At 50.5% G+C, this 21805-nt stretch carries 14 protein-coding genes and 1 pseudogene; 8 read left to right on the top strand and 7 right to left on the bottom strand.

From position 1 onward, the window contains the following. Positions 1–11: 11 nt before the first annotated feature. Positions 12–1098: pseudogene (locus AC1RJW_RS17705) on the bottom strand (IS3 family transposase). A gap of 239 nt (positions 1099–1337) precedes the next feature. On the opposite strand from AC1RJW_RS17705, the gene AC1RJW_RS17700 reads away from it, so the two are divergent. The 4 genes from AC1RJW_RS17700 to AC1RJW_RS17685 all read left to right on the top strand — a co-directional run bounded on the left by AC1RJW_RS17700 (position 1338) and on the right by AC1RJW_RS17685 (position 6458). After that, positions 1338–1979, top strand: coding sequence for a hypothetical protein (locus AC1RJW_RS17700; protein WP_493046142.1), 642 nt, complete (start codon positions 1338–1340; stop codon positions 1977–1979). Continuing rightward, positions 1922–3991: a TnsB C-terminal domain-containing protein gene (locus tag AC1RJW_RS17695; protein WP_493046141.1), complete on the top strand. Its 2070-nt coding sequence runs from the start codon at positions 1922–1924 to the stop codon at positions 3989–3991. The genes AC1RJW_RS17700 and AC1RJW_RS17695 overlap by 58 nt, the downstream gene beginning before the upstream one ends. An 8-nt stretch (positions 3992–3999) precedes the next feature. Next, positions 4000–4986: an ATP-binding protein gene (locus AC1RJW_RS17690; RefSeq protein ID WP_493046140.1), complete on the top strand. Its 987-nt coding sequence runs from the start codon at positions 4000–4002 to the stop codon at positions 4984–4986. Between the two features lie 98 nt (positions 4987–5084). Further along, a complete protein-coding gene (locus AC1RJW_RS17685; RefSeq protein ID WP_493046139.1) occupies positions 5085–6458 on the top strand; it encodes a hypothetical protein in 1374 nt (457 codons plus the stop codon). A 222-nt stretch (positions 6459–6680) separates the two neighbouring features. Here AC1RJW_RS17685 and AC1RJW_RS17680 read toward each other — a convergent pair whose 3' ends face one another. The 6 genes from AC1RJW_RS17680 to AC1RJW_RS17655 form a co-directional block, all read right to left on the bottom strand. Then, on the bottom strand, positions 6681–8204 hold the full coding sequence (locus AC1RJW_RS17680) for a hypothetical protein (protein ID WP_493046138.1): 1524 nt from the start codon (positions 8202–8204) through the stop codon (positions 6681–6683). After that, positions 8191–9222, bottom strand: coding sequence for a nucleoid-associated protein (locus AC1RJW_RS17675; RefSeq protein ID WP_493046137.1), 1032 nt, complete (start codon positions 9220–9222; stop codon positions 8191–8193). The genes AC1RJW_RS17680 and AC1RJW_RS17675 overlap by 14 nt, the downstream gene beginning before the upstream one ends. 329 nt (positions 9223–9551) lie before the next feature. Next, positions 9552–10388 carry a site-specific integrase gene (locus AC1RJW_RS17670; protein ID WP_493046136.1) on the bottom strand — a complete coding sequence of 279 codons (837 nt, stop codon included), beginning with the start codon at positions 10386–10388 and terminating at the stop codon, positions 9552–9554. A 257-nt stretch (positions 10389–10645) separates the two neighbouring features. Next, a complete protein-coding gene (locus tag AC1RJW_RS17665) occupies positions 10646–11296 on the bottom strand; it encodes a hypothetical protein (protein ID WP_493046135.1) in 651 nt (216 codons plus the stop codon). A gap of 171 nt (positions 11297–11467) precedes the next feature. Next, positions 11468–12727: a tyrosine-type recombinase/integrase gene (locus AC1RJW_RS17660; RefSeq protein ID WP_493046134.1), complete on the bottom strand. Its 1260-nt coding sequence runs from the start codon at positions 12725–12727 to the stop codon at positions 11468–11470. Continuing rightward, on the bottom strand, positions 12724–13524 hold the full coding sequence (locus AC1RJW_RS17655) for a hypothetical protein (RefSeq protein WP_493046133.1): 801 nt from the start codon (positions 13522–13524) through the stop codon (positions 12724–12726). Before AC1RJW_RS17655 ends, AC1RJW_RS17660 begins: the two co-directional genes overlap by 4 nt. Before the next feature lie 640 nt (positions 13525–14164). Between AC1RJW_RS17655 and AC1RJW_RS17650 the strand changes: the two genes are divergently transcribed. The 4 genes from AC1RJW_RS17650 to AC1RJW_RS17635 all read left to right on the top strand — a co-directional run bounded on the left by AC1RJW_RS17650 (position 14165) and on the right by AC1RJW_RS17635 (position 21476). Beyond that, positions 14165–15568 carry a hypothetical protein gene (locus tag AC1RJW_RS17650; protein WP_493046132.1) on the top strand — a complete coding sequence of 468 codons (1404 nt, stop codon included), beginning with the start codon at positions 14165–14167 and terminating at the stop codon, positions 15566–15568. 18 nt (positions 15569–15586) lie between these two features. Next, the gene (locus AC1RJW_RS17645) at positions 15587–17131 is read left to right on the top strand and encodes an LA2681 family HEPN domain-containing protein (RefSeq protein WP_493046131.1); all 1545 of its coding nucleotides are present in this window, start codon (positions 15587–15589) and stop codon (positions 17129–17131) included. A 593-nt stretch (positions 17132–17724) separates the two neighbouring features. Further along, on the top strand, positions 17725–19776 hold the full coding sequence (locus tag AC1RJW_RS17640; protein WP_493046130.1) for an ATP-dependent nuclease: 2052 nt from the start codon (positions 17725–17727) through the stop codon (positions 19774–19776). Then, positions 19773–21476 carry a UvrD-helicase domain-containing protein gene (locus AC1RJW_RS17635; RefSeq protein WP_493046128.1) on the top strand — a complete coding sequence of 568 codons (1704 nt, stop codon included), beginning with the start codon at positions 19773–19775 and terminating at the stop codon, positions 21474–21476. Before AC1RJW_RS17640 ends, AC1RJW_RS17635 begins: the two co-directional genes overlap by 4 nt. Positions 21477–21805 lie beyond the last annotated feature (329 nt).

Genomic DNA, 21805 nt, shown 5'->3' with positions numbered 1-21805 from the left:
AAAAGTAGAGGTTAAGTGGCCAAAGCAAGCTTCTGTTCTGGTGTAATGCCGCCAAGTGCCATGTTGGGCCGGTCGTGATTGTAAGTCCACAGCCAGCGGGTTGCAAAATCCTGGATCTCATCGAGCGTTTCAAACATGTGATGGGCCAGCCAATCGTAGCGCACGGTGCGATTATAGCGCTCGACATAAGCATTCTGCTGCGGCTGGCCAGGCTGGATGAAGTCGAGGCGAATGCCGCGCTTGGCGGCCCAGGCCAGCGTCACGGCGCTGATTTACTCCGGGCCGTTTATCGCAGCAAATGACCTGGGGTTTGCCACGCCATTCGATGATCCTGTCGAGGGAGCGGATGACGCGTTCGGATGGCAATGAGAAATCGACTTCGATGCCGAGTCCCTCACGGTTGTAGTCGTCGATCGCATTGAACAATCGGATGCCTCTGCCGTGGGCCAGTTGGTCATGCATGAAGTCCATTGACCAGGTGTCGTTAATCTGTGCAGGTACGGCCAGCGGCAGCGGCTTTTCCCGCACCAGCCGATGGCGTGGCTTGATACGCAGGTTCAGTTCCAGCTCGCGATAGATCCTGTAGACGCGCTTGTGGTTCCATTTAAACCCCTTCACGTTGCGCAAATACAGGAAGCACAGGCCGAAGCCCCAGTTGCGCTGGTTGTTGGTCAGGCGCACCAGCCAATCGGCCACCAGGGCGTTCTCGGCATCGAGCTTGGCGCGATAGCGATAGCAGGTCTGGCTGATGCCGAACGCCTGGCAAGCCAGTCCGATGGTGGCTGAACGCTGGGCCACGGCCCACTGCGCGATCTCCCGCCTGAGAAGCCGCTACCATTTTTTTATCAGGGCCTCCGCGACGATCTCGGCTTTCAAGCGCTCCTCGGCATACATCTTCTTCAGACGCCGGTTTTCGTCCTCCAGCTCCTTCATGCGGGCCATCAGCGAGGCGTCCAGGCCACCGAACTTGGAGCGCCATTTGTAGAACGTGGCGTTGCTGATGCCGTGCTCGCGGCACAGCTCAGGGACTGGTGAGCCGCCCTCGGCTTGCTTGAGGATGGCGATGATCTGGCTATCGGTAAAATGGGACGTCTTCATGCAGAACTTTCAAAAATCTGAGTTTGGAAAATTCTACTTTTAAACGCGATTATTTGGTGAGGGGATTACCATACAGGCCGAAGATTTGCAATAAATCTAGAACTTCCCGTAGGTACTCCAACCATTCCCTTTGCCCTAAAAAAACCTGGGATGCACTGAGCGGACATTTCCTCCTTGACATCACGATAACTTGAACTATTTTCTATTGGTCAGATTGTGAAAACGAAAGGCGGTACGGAATGCAAATTCGGTTCGACCTCCCGATGGAAACTCGTCGCCCCACTGGCAAGTCCCAGCGCTTCGACCTTTTCGGTCTCAAGATCTGCCGTCCCCTGACCCTGTTTCACCGTAACACTGTTAACGCGTGGATCGGGTTGGAGTGCGATCCGGCCGTTACCTATTATTGCGAACGGCCTCTACTAATCAACGATGCACCATTCAAGCGGCTCATCGACTTTTATGCGATCCGAAATGGAGAGGAGGAAGTACTGTTTGTCCTCACCGAAGCGGAGACGCAAGATATGCCTGTCGATGACGCTTTCGGGCCAGGCTTTGTGAACTGGTGCCGGCAGAGCAATATAGCGATCAAAACCGTCAGTCCCCAAGCGACTTTTGGCGATCCTTGGGCCACTGAAAATTGGGCTCAGCTTCTACGTGACCTGGCAGCTTTTGGCAGATATGTTCCTGTCCAACTGGTCGATGCAATCCGCCACGAGCTCACCGTACCTCAGACCCTAACGCAACTTGAACTGCTGTTTCCGTCAGTCGACCCGCTATTGTTGAAAGTCGCGTTGTTCAGCTTGCTTCATAAGGGGTTGGCCACGTGTCCAAGCTTGGCCTCACAGCCCTTTTCATCGGCCTTGCCATTTGTGGTGATATGAAGATTGAACTGGAATTCGGTTGTAACCGATTTGATCGAGCTTCGATCCCAGATACTTTTCGCCTTATGGATGCATGGCCGACCGTTGACGTCTCCGCGCTCTCCGAAGAGCAGCGCCAGGTGTTCGATCGGCGGGTAAAAGCGCTCACTCTCTACCTTACTGTGCCCGAAAAGTCGGTCGCCGCGATCAGCTCGGAAACAGGCATAGACCGTGCAACGCTGCTCCGCATCTTTCGTCGTTGCACGTCCATGCACGAGGATGGCAGAATATATGGATACCGCGGCGCATTGCGCTACGCGCGAATAAAGGAATACGAGCGGTACGCTCCGGTTAGCTTTAACGGCCGGGGCAAGGCAGGCGCGTTCAGGCAGTTGCTGCAGCGTTACCCTAGTATCGAAGCCTCGCTCAAGCGTGCGTTCCTGGAGCGAGGTCGTCAGATTACCACGGAACGTGAGATACGTAAGTCCATGAGGTCAATCCACATGGCGTTCCGGAAGCACTGCCGAGAGGCGGGGGTTAAAGCGAACGAATACCCGTTCACCGAGGCAAGGCTGGGCATTCGATCCTTGTACGCCTACTTTGATTCCCTCGCAAAGGAGTCATTTGAGATGTCAGTTAAACACTCTGGCGGTTCGTCCGCTCGCGCTGTTCCCACCATCACGCCGCATGTACCGGCAGCGACTCGTGCGTTTGAAGTTGTGGAATTCGATGGCCACAAGATCGATCTCCGCCTGACGGTGAAACTGCGCGGCAGTACGGGAATCGAGCAGCTTGTGGAAATGCACCGGATTTGGATCCTGGTAATTCTCGACATCGCGACACGGTGCGTCGTCGGCTACCACCTGGCGCTCAGTCGAGAATACTCCAAGCATGATGTTGCTTGCGCACTTCAAGCGGCGCTCACACCTTTTAGGCCGCGGCAATATGGCATCCCAACGCTTGCGATACGCGAGGGCGGCGGATTCCCGTCTGCAGTGATCGAAGAAGCGCAATTTGCTTGCTGGGACTGGTTCAGATGCGATAATGCGAAGTCGCATCTTGCGGCCGACACCATCAGTCGATTAACTCGCACTATTGGCTGCTGGCCTCACTTTGGCCCACCAGGCCAGCCGAATGACCGTCCCCATATCGAACGTTTCTTTCACTTGGTTTCGCGCCATTTCGCGCACAAGTTGCCAGGCAATCTAGGTAGCAATCCCCAAGCTATTGAACGAGAGCTCAGTGACCCGAAAGGCAATACTCGCTTGCTAGTTACGCTCGACGAACTCGAAGACATGATCGAGGTGCTTTTAGCCGACTATAACGGCGAGCCCCATCCCGGCCTAGACGGACACACACCGCTTGAGGCTATGGCTATCTCGGTGGCACGAAACAAAGACCGAATACGTGTGATGCCAAACGTCGCACGTACAAACCTATGCTTGTTACAAGAAGCAAAGCTGGTCACGGTGAAAGGCACGCCTCTCAAAGGCTTACGGCCACATATAAATTTTTGCAATGTTCGCTATACCAATCCGATTTTAGCGAGTAGTCCGGCATTGATCGGGAAAAAGTTGCGAATGTACTTCGATCCTCGCGATATCCGTACAGTGAAAGTGTTTTTCGAGGACGGTACCGAACTTGGCATTCTTACTGCCGCGCGGCCGTGGGGCATCCCACCACACTCGCTTAAAGTGCGACAGGAAATTTTCCGCCTGCTCGCCGAACGCAAACTTGAAATCCGCGAAGGTGACAACCCCGTCGAAGCGTGGGTTCGCCTCCGAATGGGGCAGCGCGATCGTAAGCTGGTTGCCGGCCAACTAGCTAAACAACAAAGACTTGAGGATGCTAATGAAAAGTTGAGTCCTGCCGATGCCGATCAGACGGAACCCTACATATCCTTGCGACCGGCGCCGCTTGGCGAACGTCCGCCCACCGACAATACGAGAAAAGCGGCGAAGACTGGCGAAGCATTGCCTAAGGACAAAGCGGTGCCTCTCAATCTTACGCTGCGCAAGACGTTCACATTCTAGGAGGCAGTATGGATATGACATATCAGCGGCCTATCAGTATTGATGATCACCCGATTATCGGCAAACGCTACCTCGTACCGACACCGACCATTGACGAAGTCACAAAGCGCGTTGTCAAGCAAATCCGCCTTCGCAGTCCTGGTGCGATCCTGTACGGTTATCCCCGGTTTGGGAAAACCTCAGCCATCAGATACATCATTCGTTATTTGATGGAAATTTTTCCGGATGCAGTTTGTATCAATTTCCGGTGCGAAACACACAAATCAGGTTCGGAAGATGCGTTTCTCTCTGCGCTGCTGGCTGCTGCCGGACATACTGAACCCTTAGCCGGCCGAGTCTCACGTAAGCGCATGCGTCTGATTGAACAAATCTGCGAGCTCGCAGACCGCGCGGGTAAGGACTGGTTCGTGTTTTTTGCCGATGAAGCGCAGAAGCTGCAAGTATTGGAATACGAGTGGTTGCGAGATGTGCACGATCAGCTTGAACTCAAAGGTATTCGGATGATCACAATCTTGGTCGGTCAACCGCAGATTCTCGATCAAAAATCAGCGTTGCGCCAATCACTTGACACCCAGATTGTCTTGCGGTTCATGGTCACCGAGATGAGATTCGGCGGTATAAGATCGGCAGAGGAAGTAGCCACATGTCTTCTCGCGTATGATCAGTCCTGCTTCCCAGCCGATAGTGCCTGGCAATTTACCCGCTTCTTTTACCCGCGAGCCTACGCGGCTGGATTGCGGCTCGCGGATCAGGCCGATGCGGTTTGGTCCGCGTTCGAGCGAGCTCATCTAGGAGCTGGTTTTAGTGGGCCAATCGAAATTCCAATGGCCTACTTTGCGAGGGCCGTTGAATGTGCTCTGTCGGAGTATCATGAATATGATAGCGACGACTTCAGCTTCTCTTCAGTAATTTGGGATTCGGCAGTGCTGGACTCTACCTATGTGCTTGCTTGCGAAGAGATCAGGCTTGGTCTCCCGCTGCCCAAATGGGTGTAGCGGTGAAGATTCTTCTGGATACATTCGCACGCAAGACCCCGCAGTGGTGTTGGAGGCCTGAATGGTCTACTGGATACGATTCAGCGTTTGGCCTGCTCATGAAATTTGCATATCTTAATGCGCTAACAGCAAAGGAGATTGCGACCGTATTCGTGAGCAGGACGTGCAAGCGCCGAACTGTGCTGCTACGAACTGTTAATATCGATCTGCGTGACGACGCTGTTTTCGACTTATCCGCCATTGGTGCTGCGATGAGTACCAGCCCGGCCAAACTCGCCGACGCATTTCTCTTCAGCCAGTTCCCTGGCCATAGTGCGTCTTCCGAAAATTTAAAATGGTGCGAGCAGTGCATGGCTTGGGGTTTGCATCTACCCCTTACTCAAATGAACGCTGTCAGTCAATGTCCAATCCACAACCAGCCTCTCATTTCCCGCTGCAGGCGATGTAATGAAACCATTCCCTATAAACTCTGTGCTGCTGTTTTTGACAACCCTTTCAAATGCCCACGGTGTTTAGAGGAACTGGGACCCAGGATCATGGCGGCGCGCAGCTGGGTTCCGGAAGTGCGGTCGGAACACGTCGCCAGAATTAGCCTGATGCACAAGTATGTGACCGAAATAGACCACCTTCAGGCTGTTTCGCAGACCGTGCCGATGGTCACGGACCAATGCGGTGACCTAGGCCTGCATGGCAAACGCGAACACCAATCGACTGGATACATCACTTTTGTTGGGCAGGTTCTCGACGAGATGGCGAGCAATCACGGCCAGTACTGTCTGCCCCTGACTCCTTTATCAAAGGCCGGTTGTGGGTATGGTTCTGCCAGCGAGGACCGGCTGCTTGAGCGATTTGGGCGGAATACAACGCCGGATAGGTTTCAGACTAGCGAAGAGATGCGCGTTGTTCTGCAAGTCTATCAGGCCTTAAAACGGCGAATGAAACACAAACTCGGCGGCCATCGTCATTGCGTTCTTGCTGCATGCAGGCATATCTGGTGGGACATGCGAGGTGCCACTACGGCAAGTTTTTGCCCGAGCGCGGCAGCGTACATTCGTTGGCGCATGCTTTGGGAAGGATGCGGCACGCCGAGATATCTCGACGCTACTAAGCGTAAGGAATACTACGGGATATTGGGATGGCTGCAGGCTCGCCCTGCACCATATCCGGACGAATGGCCAATTGCGCGAAAGGAATGGATGCTTGCGCATATCTTTGCCAGCGTTTGCTTAGCGAGCTACAGCGCACTCGAAAGCGAAGTAACTGTAGCGGAAGGCACATCAATGGTATGGGAAGCGCAGTCGTCCGCGGTACAGGCCGTCACCCACTGGGTTCTTGCGCGTGCCGATTCTAGGGGTGGTACCCCAATCATATTTACACCTTCTCATGGTTTACTTTGCGGATCTTCGCCCGAACGTGTCAGTAAAGCACATCGTCAGTGGCATGCCGCTCAACTGAGTCAAATTTGTCGCTGAAATTTCATGGCAAGTTGATCAGCGACCAAGAGCCTCAATTGTTTGGTTGAGCCGTCGCAGCAAGTCGTCGTAGGTCATTATTTCTATCATGTTCCGATATTTACGCTTGATGACCTCGAAATCCAGCATTTGGAGGTTGACGAATTACCTTTAATGAAGGTGGATATGTCAGGCAGCGGGGGAAGGGGGGCAACGCGATGATCGCTCGTCTGGGGCGTCGACTTACTTCTCTTTAGCCGAAGCAGGCGGAGCAGATGAAGTTGCTGATGACGTAACCGAAGCAGACAAGACGGCTCTGCTACTAGATATCGGTTGACGGGAGGTCCTGGCGGGTTCTTGTAATGGCTTTATTTCAGGCGCCTGCGGCAGCGCGAGATGTTTTTGCGCCGGCTGCGAGGCTCCGCTGCGTGGCTCGGTTGATTGTTTCTGAGGTTCCACGCCAAGGAGGTCGAATGCGCTTGCACACGCAATTAAGAGTACAGCAAACAACCCTATGGCTGCAGTCCAAACAAAAGTGCGCTCCGCGTGTGCAGTTGGCTGAGCCACCATGACGTCGTATTCGGATTGAGGTAAAAAGCGATACAGCCTCGATTGCCATTGTTTTCTTAGAGTCCGCTGCAAACGAATAAAATCATAGCCGGAGAAAATGATTGTGATCACGTAAAGGACAACAATAGCCATCACGGTAATGAGCAGCCAACGTGGAGTTGTTGTCGATAAACGAGCCGCAATGAGACCAAACCCAAGGGCAAGCGCGCCCGCTACTGCGGCCGCAAGTTGGCGGGTTCCTTCCGTAACTTTCGAGGTGTCTTCGGTAACGGATTTGCGTAAATCGGCCAAACTTTTCAGAGTTTCTTTGCCGACCTCGGCGATTGACATCTGATATGCTATTTTTGCTCCTTCGAAGGCGGGAAGCAAATTCTTTCCAAGGTGCGCAAGGTCTCCATCTGAAGCGCCACTAGACCTTGCTACCTCGCATGCAAATAGGATATGGCGGACCTCGGCCTCGCGTTCATTTTCAAAGACCCATGATGTCGCTTGTTGTAGCGTCGAAAAGGCCTGCGAACCGAGGTGCTCGAAGTAGCCCTTTGGCTCATCGCCGAGGTTAAGAACCAAGCGCGGAGGTCCCTTGAACTTTAGCTCCGAAGTTTCACTATCAATCTCATCCGCCAAGGATTTTAGGCACAAGGCAATACTTTCGGCTGCCCACACCATGGCCGCTTCTGTTTTAGGTAAAAATGTCGGATCGATCAGCAGCCAAGCACTGATATCCTGTGGAACTATCCGATTGCCGGTGGCCTCTCGCACCAATGAGCGAGGGCTTTTCTTTTTCAGAGGAGTAGGGGCTTCGACCTTTTCATGCCAATTAATGTATGTTCGCCCTTCGGTCCTTATTGTCTCTCCAATTAACGCAATTCGCCACACGGGAAACGTGCTCTCGGACTTTAAGAAATCGGCAAAGGAATCGTTGGTGAGGATTAATAGCTCACCGTCGTTTGGAGTTGGTTTGGAAAAGGTTACTCGAAATGGTTCGAACGCGGCTACTAGGTCCGTGTCCGTCCAATCGGCATTTTCTCCGTCATAGACGTGGGGGGCTAAACCTGCCTTATTGACCAGATCGACTATCTGCTTGGCGGGGGCCAGCGCTAGTTTCGAAACTATGACACGGTCTGCAGTTTCTGAAACGAACGCCTCGCCGGATGTCACCAGTTTATCAATAGCAGTGGCTAGTTCAATTTCGGACAACTGTGTCCTCCGTTACCTGTTTGGTCTCGACCGTAATTGTCTCACCTCCGTTGCCTTTCCGTTCACGCGAAACGGTGACCATGCCATCCTGGTCTGGATACAAAATCGTTACCCCCTCGATGGTCTTCACCTTGCGCAATATAGGGCGTTTCAGCACTTTTGGATCTGGCTTAAATGAAAGTCCGTCGAGCTTGGCGCCTCGAATCTTGCGCCGAGTTGCCAGGCGCAACTTCGCTTGGATATTCTCATCCTCGGGATTTCCTGCAGCAGTGATAACGGCATCTGAGATCGCGTCTTCGTTGATCTCCTGCCTGTCCCGCAATACGCCCTTCGCTATGCCGAATGCGAGCGCTACGTCTTTGTTGGGTAGGGCCTCTTTGTTGTCGGCAAGGAGCTCTCTAAGCATCTCTACCACCTTCTTATTTAGCTCCTCGTCGCTCAGACTGCGCGCTGCATCCAGGAACGCAGCGAAATAGTCGCCAATTGCTGGTGCGGGTTTCATTCGGTCCGTGGTCGAAATCACAGAATCGGCGACTCCGTCCTTCACTCGAATGATGGCTGATTTCTGGATGGCCTTCTTGTCGGCGATGAAGGCATGCACGATGCGCCGAAGGAGCCCACCATTACCTTCAGGCTGCTCTATCGCTTCTCGATAGTCATACTTGATTAGGCTGTAGAGTTTTGTGTTTTGGTCGCGAACAGTGAGTTCAAACATGAAGAGCGCACCATCGCTGCTCGTTTTTACGTGCAGTCGAGAGAACTCACGGGCTAGTGCTTGCGCGCCATCTTCGAACGACGTTTCTTTCTTGTAAATGCGTTGAACCTCAGCCTTCGTGGCGGACGTGTCGGCAAAGCTATACACGGGGGAGACATCGGTATTAGTGATCCTGTCTAGGAAAAACCTTTCATGCTCAACCTCACGTGCAGGCGCAGGCTCGAAGTTGCCACCTCCAACTACGTGCAAAATCATGTTGTTAATCTTGATCGATCCCAGTTCGTCGTCCGTAAAAAATCCCAAGCCCTGCTCCTTCGTTTTGTATTGTGAAATAGTCTTTGAATAGGAATATACCCAAAAGTTGCCTTTGGAAATACGCTATTTGTAACTACTAGGCAAGTTTCGCTTTTCGCACCCTTGTTTCCTGTAATTTTTTCCCGGAGTAGGGCGTGTCGTGCCCCCTGAGCAATAGTGGTCAGACGGCACGAGTCCCTTGCCCGAGCGCAGCTTTCGGCGACTTTTGCTAACCTACCTAACTCTTATCAATCATTGGCCAGGTGCCGTTTTCGGTAGGATAACCTGGGTCAGTCAAAATCAGCGCGATGGGTCAATTCCGCGTCGGCGCCAACAGCTTACGATTGAATGTTCGAAACAGGCTGATAGATGTGGATACGCTTGTGAATATGCTGGTGGTTCGCCGCCTCGAACTGGTCCTGGTGCTGCAGATAATCCACCGCGCTTTGCAAGCCTCCTTTTACAATTTTGAAAATCGCTTTCCGGGTCGTCACCGCCCCCCACGCAACGAAATAGCGCCGATCGGCAGTCGCTTTGACCTGGCCGGCGCCGATCGCCACGGCGACCGTCTTGGTCGACAGCACCAAGGCGTACTGCTCACCGATCGCCGGCAGGGCGGTGAGCCCAAACGCGGTGCGATACGCCATTAAGGAATCGAGCGCTTCTTTGGTCAGCGGGATGGTGCGCGCGCGGGCGCCTTTGCCGTGCTCTTCATTGACCCGCATCATCCAGTAGGTGCGCAGGGTTTTGGGGTCAGTCAGGCGGTACACCGCATCCATCCGGGCGCCGGCCAACTCCGAGGCGCGGATGCCCGTTTCGCGCAGCCAGACCAGTACAAACCGGTCACGCAGGTAGCGCTTGTAACGCCCTTGGTTGGCGTGCAGTTGCGCTTCCATGCAGTCCAGGATGAGGGCATACATATCCTCCGGTAACGAATGCGTGACGTCGACCCGGCGCGGCTTGGCCGAACGCGTCAGCGCCATCGGGTGAATCCGGATATAGCCCGCAGCATGGAAGGTGCTGAGCATGGCGCGCACGAAGCGGATAATGTCGGCTTGGCTGCTTGCCGCTGGCCTCACACGGAACGGGGTGTAGCCTTCCTCGCCCAGGCGAGCACCTTTTCGGCTCAGCGCGTACGCTGGCAGATCGGCCAAAAAGTCGCGGAAGGTCTTCATATCCTCGATGGTTCATTGCGATGGCATGCGCCCCCAGACCTGATCGAGATACCAGCCTTGGCCAAATGGAAGCGGTAGGTGGCGACCGTTTCTTGCGAGGCGTTGCCGTCAATCAAAGTAACGGTGACGTCGTGTTGTTAGCCGTAAACCTTGACTTCAAAAAAATCGAGCAACGATACCGCGACCAGAACTATTCGACATGCTGATAGCAGTCGCTGCCGGTTGTAGCTACATTTGTTGCATGCATGCGGAGCGATCTAGCAGGAGTTACGCTCTCCGAATCCTCGTCCCACCGCACTTTGATACCCCTCGCCGGCAAGGAATCGTTGATTAATCAGCTGTTCCAGCCGATCGGTTTCTGGTTGGAGATGCCTCCAGCGCGCGCGCTCTTGATTCATCTCACCCACGGACATTGCAGTGATGGACGATCCGAGCGACGCCACCATGTGTCTGGTAGCTGCCCAGAATCTTCGTGCCGAACCCACTTCATTGAAGGTCACGATAGGGAGCTGATACGTGGAATGGAGGTACTTGATGATAGCCAAGCCATAGCGCTGGCGTCGGAATGGTTCATCAATTTTGATCTGGAATATATACACCCTATCGAAGAGGGGAGACACCGCATATGAAATATAGCCTACCGGGTCGCCGGCGGCACTCGCCACGGTGGCAATCCGGTCAGGATTAGGGGAAGTAAAGCACTGCATGTGGTTCAATGCAACCTCCATGGTGAAGTGCGGAAGATCGAGCTCGTTGCAGTTCCGATATCGCGCAGGATCAGGCATGCTCTGCATCTCACTCTGCTCGAGCGGATCGAATATCCGTAGATCGCCAATGCTTCTGGGTACCGCGCGGCTGAAGACATATAGGGCGCGCCGTGCTAAGGCTAGAAAACTAAAACTTGTCATTTTTCCTCCCTCCAATCTTGTGATCGGATGTCATGATGTATAGGTGACCTGATCGACACGATCATCCCACGTTGCGCCCGACGCACTTTCTGCGGCCTGTTGGACCGTCTTCTTTTCGCTTGCAAGCGTACAAATGCGGTCTGTTCGGAATGATCCATAGTCATACCTATGTTAAGAAATTAAAATAATTGGCTCCGAAGCTAGCATTCCGGGCACTACTTCGTTAGTTGCACGAATTAAATCGAGAGCATCTTGCTCCGTATAAACCATCGTCGTTGCCAAGTCACTATGGCCAAGGAGTGCCGCCACATGTCGGATATCTTGTCCGCTGAGCAGGGCTCCCTTGGCGAAAGTGTGGCGCAGCCAGTGAGGGGAAGCTTCGCGTAATTGGTTAGCCCGGTCAACATCACCCACCGTATCCAAAAACTCAGCTGCCGTAGAGAGACGCGTTTTGACGATGTGATACAAACCGTGTCGAGTCGAAATAGTACGCCAAGCCTGGAAAAATCGACGAGATTGGACGTCTTTGATAACACTCCCACTAGGCGTCGCTGCTGCACGGCTGGTGCGAAGTGAGAGTATTAAAGCTGTTTTTTCTGACGGGTCGGGGAGGGCAGCCATGCCAAATGCTTCTCGATAGATGCCCAATGCATCAAGTACTGACCGCGGCACTGGCATTTTCCGTTCTTTCTGCCCTTTGGCCGTCTCCTCGCGAACCACCATAATCCAGTAGCTTTTGCCATCTTGTGGATCTGAAAGACGGTAAAAAGCTGACATTGTTGCTCTGATCAGTTCGCTGGTACGTAATCCCAGTTCACGTAAGGCGATAAAAATAAAGCGGTCGCGAACATGACTTTGGCGACGACTGAATGTAGGTTTTTCTTCGGCGTCCATCGCTTCAAGAACCAAATCATACAAGTCCGGTGCAACGGCACGCATTGTATTAACTTTCCGCACAGATCCGGCGCCATGAAGTCCCATCGGATTGATGTTGATATAGCCCATTTCTCGCCAGGCGCGGAACATTGCGTGAATACAGCGCTGGATATCGGAACGACTACTTTTTGAGGGTTGAGTACGGAAGGGCGTATGACCCTCTTCACCTGATTTTGCAAAACGTAAGCTAGCGGGATCTTGGACGCAAACGGCACTTTCAGGTAAATCTTTAAGGAATGCAAAGAAAGCCTCAACGTCTTGGACCGTCCAAAGAGATGGAGTAACCAGATGAATTTTTTCGCAAAACCAACGTAGCTTGGCTAGATGATAGCCATACGTTGCAACCGTTTCTGGTGAGTTCCGTCGCCCGCGGCTGGCGATGGCGCAAAGCCATACTTGCGCCGCCTCCCAGTCATTTGCCACTGGACCAAGTCCGTGAGACGCCGGGAAAAAAACTGTCTCGATCTGTTTTTGAACAGTGATCACTTCATTCATTTCGAATGATCCTTTGCTAGGGAGGCAGGAATGGCAGCCCCGTTGCGATAGGCTTGCTGACGAAAAGTTTCAAGCAAACACATATCGCGCTGTCGTTGACCCTCGGCCGAAATGCAGCGCTCTTTCCAAGTACGCGCTTCGCCACGTGCCTCATCAATCGAGCCTAAAGCGAATTTGCGGATATCTGCCACTTCTGTGGTCAGTAAGGCAACTGTGGCGATTTGATCCGTCAGAGCGGTAGCGGCACCTGCAGCATGTTCCGCGTATAGGCGGCTACTTTCGTTTGCAGCACTAAGCTCAGAAGTGAGCCGCAGACACTCGGCGCGTAAATCGCGCAGTTGCGCTTCTGCATCGCGCAGCCTGGCTGCATAAAAGCTGGTCTGAGCGGAATCAGCATGGCCAGCGCCACGAGCTATGCGCGCCAGGCCAGTCTGAACTGCCGCAGTCACGGCTGCCTGGAGGTTATTCAAGTTATCAAAAGAAGACGGAGCAACGTTAACTTCCCCTGCTACAGCACTTTCAGTTCGCTGCGTTATGGCTTCTAACGCCAACGCTTGTTTCTCCGTCGCCAATGTCGCTGTCGATGGCCTGCGATCAGGTGCATAAGCTTTGAGCAAGCGCTGATAAATAACCGGGCTGTACAGATTGCCAGTCACATCTTGCACTGCACGCAAGAATGCACGAACAAATGGCCGGTGGTTGCGCGGATCAAGTGGGTAAGACAGCTCGAGCTCTGCCGTACGAATAGAGATGGCACGGGCTTGGGAGTCCGTTAGCGAGAATGCTGGTCGAGACATGACGATTTTTTCAAATAAATTTCAGGTACATTAACAGGCATATAAATACCTGTCAAACCGTACTATTTACCTTAGCACACATTAAGGTAAATACTTTACACGAGCGACTTATTGTTCTAAAGATCGTTTTTCCAGCCTTCCCCCGCCGTATTTGATATGATTTATTTCATTAGTAAAAATGTACTTAAATATCCACAACTACTAGCTATAGTAGAAATAGGCAAGACAATACTAAATATGGCAACCGCACTCACTGCTCATCTGAGGAGAGCCAAAATCGCAGGAAAAAGTAAAAGCAATAAGGTTGGCTCAGTCGCCGGCCGCACGCTCAGCAATCCGAATGCGTCAGCAGTACAGCGTAGCTTGGCCGGTAGCGCATTGGCACAGAAGGGCACGAACAAGGCCGCTGGAAAGCGATGGAAGCCAAGGCGTCCGCCACATTACAAAACCGGACCGCCAACACGACGACAAAACAGCTAGCCAACTCCATCACGTCGCAAGCCATCAAGAAGTGCTAACGATATGGGCGCCTGGCGGCAGTCTCTAGCCGCCAACGTGATGATTAAATTGCTTGATTGCATTAAAATTTGCATTACTCTAAGATCAACAGTAACTCTCGTTTCAACAACACAAGGACACCATGAGTCTCGAAACTACGGACACGGCACTGCAAGAACTGCAGGACATGCAAGAGCCTGAACTAGTCGTTTTTCCTACTGAATTTGTGAGCAAACTTAGTGGAGCCATAGCACGCAGCCTTGACGTCAATGCAAAACCCTTTTCGTTAAAAGCAGGCAATCCGCATGAAGTAAAGTTCATCGAACCTGCTTACGTCGCTGCTGTTGAAATCGAGTTCTCGAAGCCTGTTGCCGGCGCAGGAATTGAGTTGACTGTATATGAAGCGATCCATAACAAGAGTATTAAAAAGCGTTTCACTGAATATGCGGCGACCGCGACCGTAGGCTTTTCCGTAAGTTATGTATCTTCTGGAATATCAATCTATTTGCAACCGGGCATTTTCGATCTAATCGCAAGACGAACCCTAGAAATTAGGCAAATCCGTATCATCGGCTACAACATCAAAGACTTCGAAGCATTGACTCATTCACTGGGGCGCTTGATAGGCCTCAGACAATCTACTGCTGACGAGCTATCGCGAGAGCGCGATGCCATACTGACTCTCCAAACCAAGGTTCACGAGCGTGAGGTTGCGGTAGAGGAGCTGGAAGAAAGGAAGAACACGGAGCTGGAATCGTTGCAAGGTGAGCTCGATCAATTCATCGAAGATATTAAGAAATCTTCGGCAAAATTGGCCGATCTCAAGGAGCAAATTACTCGAGTCGAAAATCAAAAACAAGCCACCGTCGACATGATTTCTAAGAACGAAGCGACCGTCCGGGACATTGAGGGAGAAGTCACAAAAGGAAAGGAACGACTGCGCGAATTGGCCCTCGATGCGTCAGAGAAAGAAAAGCGGCTGAGAGACCTTACCAGTAATGTCAATCTTTTCTCCGAAGAATTCTCATCATTTTCAGATCACGGCGCTAAGCAGGCGAACATCTTTATCGGCCTTTCTTTCATTCCACTGGCAATCATTTTTTTATTGACGTTCCAACTGCTGATGGGTGCGGTTGACCTCTCGGTAAAGTATGTGAAAGAGCCGAATCTGGATCTTTTAACGGTTTTCGTGACTCGCCTTCCTTACCTCACTATATGCGCATCCATCTTGGGCGTCTGCTACTCGGTTTGCCACTTCTTGTTCAAACGAGTCAGCGGCATATTTGCAGAACGCCTTGATTTCGCAAAAATTGGGATTCTCGCAAAGGATATCGCTTCGGCATCGGCAAATAGTCTAACGCTGAGCGAGCATGAGCTTTACGAAGGTCGTACCTACCTAAAGATCGAGATGCTGAAAGCTTACCTGAGTGGGAATATTGGCGAATATAGATACACTAAGCGAAGCGATCGCACGCCGACGTTGTTAGCACACGACAAGGATTTGCCGGATGAAGGATCAGACACTCCCGAGCAAGCGCCGGGATAGGACAAAAGATAACTACACATGAGCGAGAACCGACTGCTAGAAGAATTTGAACGCTTAGGCGGACAATTGTCACGCCTCATTGATGACGATCCACGTGCTGCGATTGAAACCGCTCGTAATATCCTAGCAACAACAGATACTCTTGATGAAGCAAACCGTATGGTCCTTGCCGGTATTGTTCTAACGGACGCGGGTAGTGATTGCAAGGATAGTGATGCGGTTGATCAAGGAGTATCCATCCTTGAGGATTTACATCGCAGAAGCAAAAGCGACCCCAATATAGATTACAACTTGGCTAATGCCCTAATAACGAGAGCTAATTTAGTTGTGCTTCCATCCATTGCAGACTGGTGCGTCGTCACTAGTTTGGATCGCATTCGAGCTAAAGAACTTTATTTGTCTGCGGCACATCACCCCGAGAGCTGCAGTGATCTACGGGCGCGCGCGCTTAATAACCTGGGCAATGCACTCGCAAAAAACTGGCGTCTCATCGAGGCTTATGACTGCTATGCGCGAGCCATTGAGCATGAGCCAACAAACGGGGTTGCGCTCAGTTACGCTGCAAAGTCGCTGGTTGAACTTGAAAAATACGGCCTGGCAATGGAGGAAGACGTGGCGCCAACCGTTGCTAGTCTCGTGCGAAAGGCAAATGCCTGCGTCGGAGGCATAGCGCAGATAGTAGGCCGCGCGGGGGATGCTACGATTCGGGAGTTCCTGGAAGCCAGCAATCATGTCGGTGAGAAGCCTCCGCTGACCAACGCAAGCAAATATCAGCACTTTGTAGCAACAAATCGTCTTGCCTTGACTCCGTCAATCGAAGGCCTGGATCTAAACCTTAGCCAATGGGATTCGCTACGTCTTGGCCCGATTTTAGTACAAAGCTCGCAAGCAAGAGTGCCGACGATATTCACGATGTTCAATTTGCTCAAGTCTGATTTCTTGGCGGCCCGCTTTGCGGCGTATCTGGCTTTAGAGGAACAGTGCCCGGAGAGTGGGAAATATTATGACACGCTAGACTACGCGAGATACGGAACGTCAATGAGTATGATGGCGATTGCTCAAAAATGCTGCTTTGATCTGCTTGACAAAACGGCAGTGGCTATCCACTCGTACTTGGGGCTACCCGGAAAGGCCGACGAAACAGGCTTCGGCACCTTGTGGTTCCTACATGAAAAAAACATTGAGAATCGTCGGCCGCGCGCATTTACGCCCAGCGTTTGCGCTTTGATAGAGCAGGGAAACTTCCCACTAATTGCCATTACAGAAGTCGCACGGGACTTGCGAGGGTACCTCAAGGCCAAGAAATCTATCCGTCACGCGGCCACGCATAGATTCACGGTTTTGCATGACGAAACTTTCACAGTTGGAATTCCCAGCAAGCAAATCGAGCACTTCAGTCTTGCTGAATACCAAAGTCAATTGATTGAGTCTTTGCAGATGGTCCGATCTGTACTTTTCTACTTCGTCCACATGGTTACAACTCACGAGCGGAGAAAGGAAAGGCCCGGTAGAATCGGAATCATTGAGATACCTGATCATGATTTCATTCGCGGTGCGTCGTAGATCCAAAATGGATTTTTCACCAGCAAGACCAGACAAGATTGGACCCGTATTAATAAGCGCCGACGAACGGCTCCATAGGGCATGATCGAGGAAAGTCACACTTTTGCTTCATGGTACGGCAGCGTTTTGACAAAATCAGCCAACGAGCGTCCATGGCTCTCAGTTACGACTGCGATTAACAGGTCCAACACGCACGAACCGCAGGCTGCTGCGTCGGAAGCCAATCCGCTTACGATCCTATCAATCGACTGCCAATATTTCAAGTCGAATCCGATAGCGGAGCCCGTTGAGCTGCTCCTGCAGGTATGCAGAGAACCGACCGTTATGCTGGCCGGCGACTTCTATGACATCGCGGACATGGTTGTTAGCGTTGCTGCTGAATCTCGATGTGTTAGTTAAGTCTGCCCATTGCCGCAACAGATTGATAAGAAGACTAGGCATTTTCGTTATTTTAGTTGTATTGTATGCGAGCCTCCCTAGTTTAGAGAGCAAGGCGCTTCTGATGAAGCCGCCTTGGTTACTCGCCTTCTTCTGTAGATCAGACCCAGTCAAGCGTCAATAACTAGTAGCTCTTTCAAGACAGGCATTCTTCCATGTATGTATCAAAAATAAAAATTAATAATTTCAGAAACTTCAACTCGCAGGAAATCCAATTTAACGATGGAATTAACGTTATTATTGGGCATAACAACGCCGGTAAAACAAATCTTATAAAGGCACTTTCGCTAGTATTAGATGCAGAAGGAAAGAAGCGACTTACAGCCGACGATTTTAACAAACATGCGACAGTTGCCGAACTCCAGATGGCGCCGCCTCGCGTATCAATCGTCGTTACAATCAATCGGGGAGTAGAGGAAGACGACGATCTGGCAATGATTGGGCCGTGGTTAACTAAGCTAGACCCCTCGTATGAGGCGATGCTTACCTACGAATTTTATTTGCCAGATTCAGAGGCTGACGACTACAAAACGAAGGTGCAGGAAGTCCTAGAAAAACACCCAGGAAATCGTGAAAAAATATGGAAAATGCTACAGCATGATTTTGTTCGAAGATATAAATCAAGAATTCTTGGAGGAGTAGCCGCCAATCAAACAGCGGCCGATGTCGAAAACTTAAGAAAATTCGATTTTCAGTTTCTTGATGCAATAAGAGATGTTGAGCGCGACATGCATACTGGCCGCGCAGCGCTCTTACGTGAAGTTTTAGATTTCTTTATGGACTACGAAATAAAATCGTTACCAATAGCACAAAAAACAAAAAAAGAGAAAGAAGACGAGATACGTGCGCGACGCACAGCATTCGCAGAAAGCGCGGACAAGTTAATTGAAGCGCTGCAGGTCAGAATGAAAATGGGAAAGGTGGAAATCCTCTCCTATGCAAATGAGACCGGAGCGTCATTTGATGGCGCCACGCCTGATTTTGCCGGTTCAATCTCTGATGTAGAAATGTTCTCTGCTCTGCAGCTCATTGTCGCACATAACACTGGCATAAGAATTCCTGCTTCACACAATGGGCTAGGGTATAACAACCTGATATACATGTCGCTGCTTCTTGCCAAAATGCAGATGAATTCGAACATGGATTATATGGGTGGAAACTCGAAGATATTCGCGACCTTAGCTATTGAAGAACCAGAAGCTCATTTGCATCCTGCTATGCAATACAAATTTCTGAAGTTTCTCAAGGCGAACCGCAAATCGAAAAAGGTTCGGCAAGTATTTTTGACGACCCATTCGGCGCATATTACCTCCGCCGTAAATCTCGACGAAATTATATGTTTAAACAATAGCAATGGGCAGGTATCGGTGGGTTATCCTGGGCGCGTTTTCCCCGACGAGAAGAGCAAAATGTACGTTCAACGGTTTCTCGATGCGACGAAATCGGAAATGTTGTTTGCGAAAAGTATAATTCTCGTCGAAGGAATAGCAGAACAACTATTGATGTCAATTTTTGCTCAATATGAAGGGAAATCCCTCGAAGATACACAGGTGTCCGTAATAAATGTAGGTGGACGGTATTTCGAACACTTTCTTCATTTATTTTCCAATGATAAGCCGAATACGATCCACAAAACTGTTGCGTGCGTGACTGATCGGGATCCTGAATGGAGGAAGGCAGATAGCAAGGGGCGGTTTGAAAAGTGTTACCCGTTTGAGTATCTCGTCGACCCGGCCAATTTTCACTATAAATCAAATGAGATACCTACCTTTAAAGCCGATGCCAACATAAGATATTTTAGCCAAGATTTAAAGAAAGGGAAGACCTTCGAATACGAGCTCTTGCTTTCCAATCCGTCGCTTGAGCTATTACTAACTGATTCGATTAGCAATGCAGAGGAATTGCGTGAAATGATGTTGCTCCACGAGGCAAATAAGTCACTGCAAGAGATTATTGACGTTCTCCGAAAGAGTTCCGAAAATGAACGCATTGCGAAAGGTATTGAAGCTGCAATCACTTGGGGAAATGATGATCGCGCTGCAGCTATTATAGCGTCACGATATTTGAATTCAGTAGGAAAGGGAGAAAATGCACTCGAGTTGTCCTACGCGTTACGTGCGAATTTTGATGCTATAGGAACCCCGGCGTACAAGAGCTTTTCCACCCCTAAATATTTGAAGGACGCCATCGATTGGGTCTGCAAATGACAATAATCAACTCGGATACAGTTCTCCCATCTATAGATATTAATTTTCGGGTATCTGCCGGTCCAGGCGCGGGTAAAACCCACTGGTTAGTGCAACATATTAAGAATGTATTGTCAAATTCTCGGCGTCTGGGAAAGATTAAGAAAATCAGTTGTATTACTTATACTAACATTGGGGTTGACACTATCCGGGCGAGACTTGGCCCATCTGCTGATCAGGTAGAAGTTTCATCGATTCATAGTTTCTTGTATACCCACGTTCTGCGACCGTATATTTCTTTCATCGCTGATGAGTTCCACTTAAACGTTCGAAAGATCGACGGGCATTCCGACACTATATTGTCCGGATACACTTTTCTCAACACTTGGAAAGCGGAGACAAAACAGACGCGAATAACAGACGACAATCTACTTATTGACGCTTTCAGGGATCTTCGATGGAAATGGGGAAAAACGGGCGAATTAGAAGTGAATACGCGTTTTCCGCATAAGATTGGTGGGTATGCGGTAAAGGCCATATCGTATTACACATATAAGTTGATGGCGTGGGAAAAGGGTGTCGTGCACCATGATGATGTCTTATTTTTGAGCTACAAAATCCTGACGAAACATCCATTTGTTCTAGACGTACTGATCGCTAAGTTTCCTTATTTTTTTATTGATGAATTTCAGGATAGCAACCCTATCCAAGTGGCCATATTTACTCTACTCGGGAAGAAGGGTGCGTTTGTTGGTATTATCGGTGATGTAGCTCAGTCGATTTATCGGTTTCAAGGAGCCATCCCCTCACAATTCAAGGATTTTCAGCTTCCTGGCCTTTCTGACTTTGTGATGTCCGACAATAGGCGGAGCAGTAATCAAATTGTCCGGTTGCTCAATATCGCGAGGATGGATATTGAGCAGACGCCTTGGCGCAATTCCAACTCTGATTTTCCTGTAATTTTCGTTGGCAATATGGCGGCAGCCCTGAAGTCAGCAAAAATGAGATGCCCCAATGAGTCTGTTCATTCTCTATCTCGTGACAACATCACATCAAATGCAATGAAGAGAGAGCTCGGAGGTGCTTTTGGCACTTATGACGCCAAGCTAATTTCTCGCCTTATAGATGCGGATTCAAGTATAGAGCGTCGAGAATTTGTTGTCGCTAGTGTAAGAGCGGTCGAATTGGCGAGGCAGAATAATTTTCGTGATGCAATCAAAGAGCTGAAGAAAGGACTTCGACGCATTCCAAAATATGGCCAAGAGGATAAGGACGTGATAAAGCTCATTGTTTCTTTGCTCGCCGATTACGCTATTTTCTCCGAAATGTCGTTACTTGATTTTTCGAATTTTATAAAGGCGAAGTTCGGACTAAGCGCGCCGAAAGTAACAAGTGGCAAAGCTAAGCTGTTCTATGAGAAAATAACCTACCAGAATTTTTCCTTATGTGTCCACATAGGCGAAGATCTAAGTTTGCATAGGACGATCCACAAAGCCAAGGGTGATGAGTTCGATAACGTCTTGGTACTCTTCCCAGACGGCGAGAAGTTTGACTTTCTGCTTGCGCCTGATCTGCTTAAGGATTCTGAGGCTTCGGAGGAACAACGAATCAGCTACGTAGCGGTCAGTCGGGCAAAGAACAGATTGTTCATCTGCGTTCCAAGTTTGTCACCGGACAATCAGAATCGGCTTAAGAATCACTTCACGATCGAGAAGGTCTAGTGGCTATGCGTTACGGTTAGAATTATGCCAGTCGCTGCAAGGCGAGCTACGAAGCGACCGTAGACCATCATCAAGACGTTTTGTCTACCGTCCGTGCGGTGGCGGACACCGATATCGTGCCGCACGTGCGATCACCTACTTGATACGGTGGGGTTAATAGTCAAGCGTTGATTGACTTTGTTGACCTGGGTAAGCGGGGAGAGTGCGACAACGCCTTGCCGACTTCGCTCAATCCGGCCAACATCATCGCGACAAAATACTAGCTGTCGTGCTGAACTGCGCATCTCCACACTTCCCAAGATAAATAGATGTAAAATATTTTATACACT

The sequence above is a fragment of the Janthinobacterium sp. GW822-FHT07A03 genome (assembly GCF_058798815.1).
The sequence above is the reverse complement of the archived record's forward strand: the minus strand, read 5'-3'. Positions and strand labels throughout refer to the sequence as shown.

Excerpts from the sequence above, each read along its gene's own strand:
- AC1RJW_RS17655 (WP_493046133.1), bottom strand. The coding sequence starts at position 13,524 with ATGTCTCGACCAGCATTCTCGCTAACGGACTCCCAAGCCCGTGCCATC.
- AC1RJW_RS17665 (WP_493046135.1), bottom strand. The coding sequence starts at position 11,296 with ATGACAAGTTTTAGTTTTCTAGCCTTAGCACGGCGCGCCCTATATGTC.
- AC1RJW_RS17690 (WP_493046140.1), top strand. The coding sequence starts at position 4,000 with ATGGATATGACATATCAGCGGCCTATCAGTATTGATGATCACCCGATT.
- AC1RJW_RS17645 (WP_493046131.1), top strand. The coding sequence starts at position 15,587 with ATGAGCGAGAACCGACTGCTAGAAGAATTTGAACGCTTAGGCGGACAA.
- AC1RJW_RS17640 (WP_493046130.1), top strand. The coding sequence starts at position 17,725 with ATGTATGTATCAAAAATAAAAATTAATAATTTCAGAAACTTCAACTCG.
- AC1RJW_RS17670 (WP_493046136.1), bottom strand. The coding sequence starts at position 10,388 with ATGAAGACCTTCCGCGACTTTTTGGCCGATCTGCCAGCGTACGCGCTG.
- AC1RJW_RS17660 (WP_493046134.1), bottom strand. The coding sequence starts at position 12,727 with ATGAATGAAGTGATCACTGTTCAAAAACAGATCGAGACAGTTTTTTTC.
- AC1RJW_RS17685 (WP_493046139.1), top strand. The coding sequence starts at position 5,085 with ATGAAATTTGCATATCTTAATGCGCTAACAGCAAAGGAGATTGCGACC.
- AC1RJW_RS17635 (WP_493046128.1), top strand. The coding sequence starts at position 19,773 with ATGACAATAATCAACTCGGATACAGTTCTCCCATCTATAGATATTAAT.
- AC1RJW_RS17700 (WP_493046142.1), top strand. The coding sequence starts at position 1,338 with ATGCAAATTCGGTTCGACCTCCCGATGGAAACTCGTCGCCCCACTGGC.
- AC1RJW_RS17650 (WP_493046132.1), top strand. The coding sequence starts at position 14,165 with ATGAGTCTCGAAACTACGGACACGGCACTGCAAGAACTGCAGGACATG.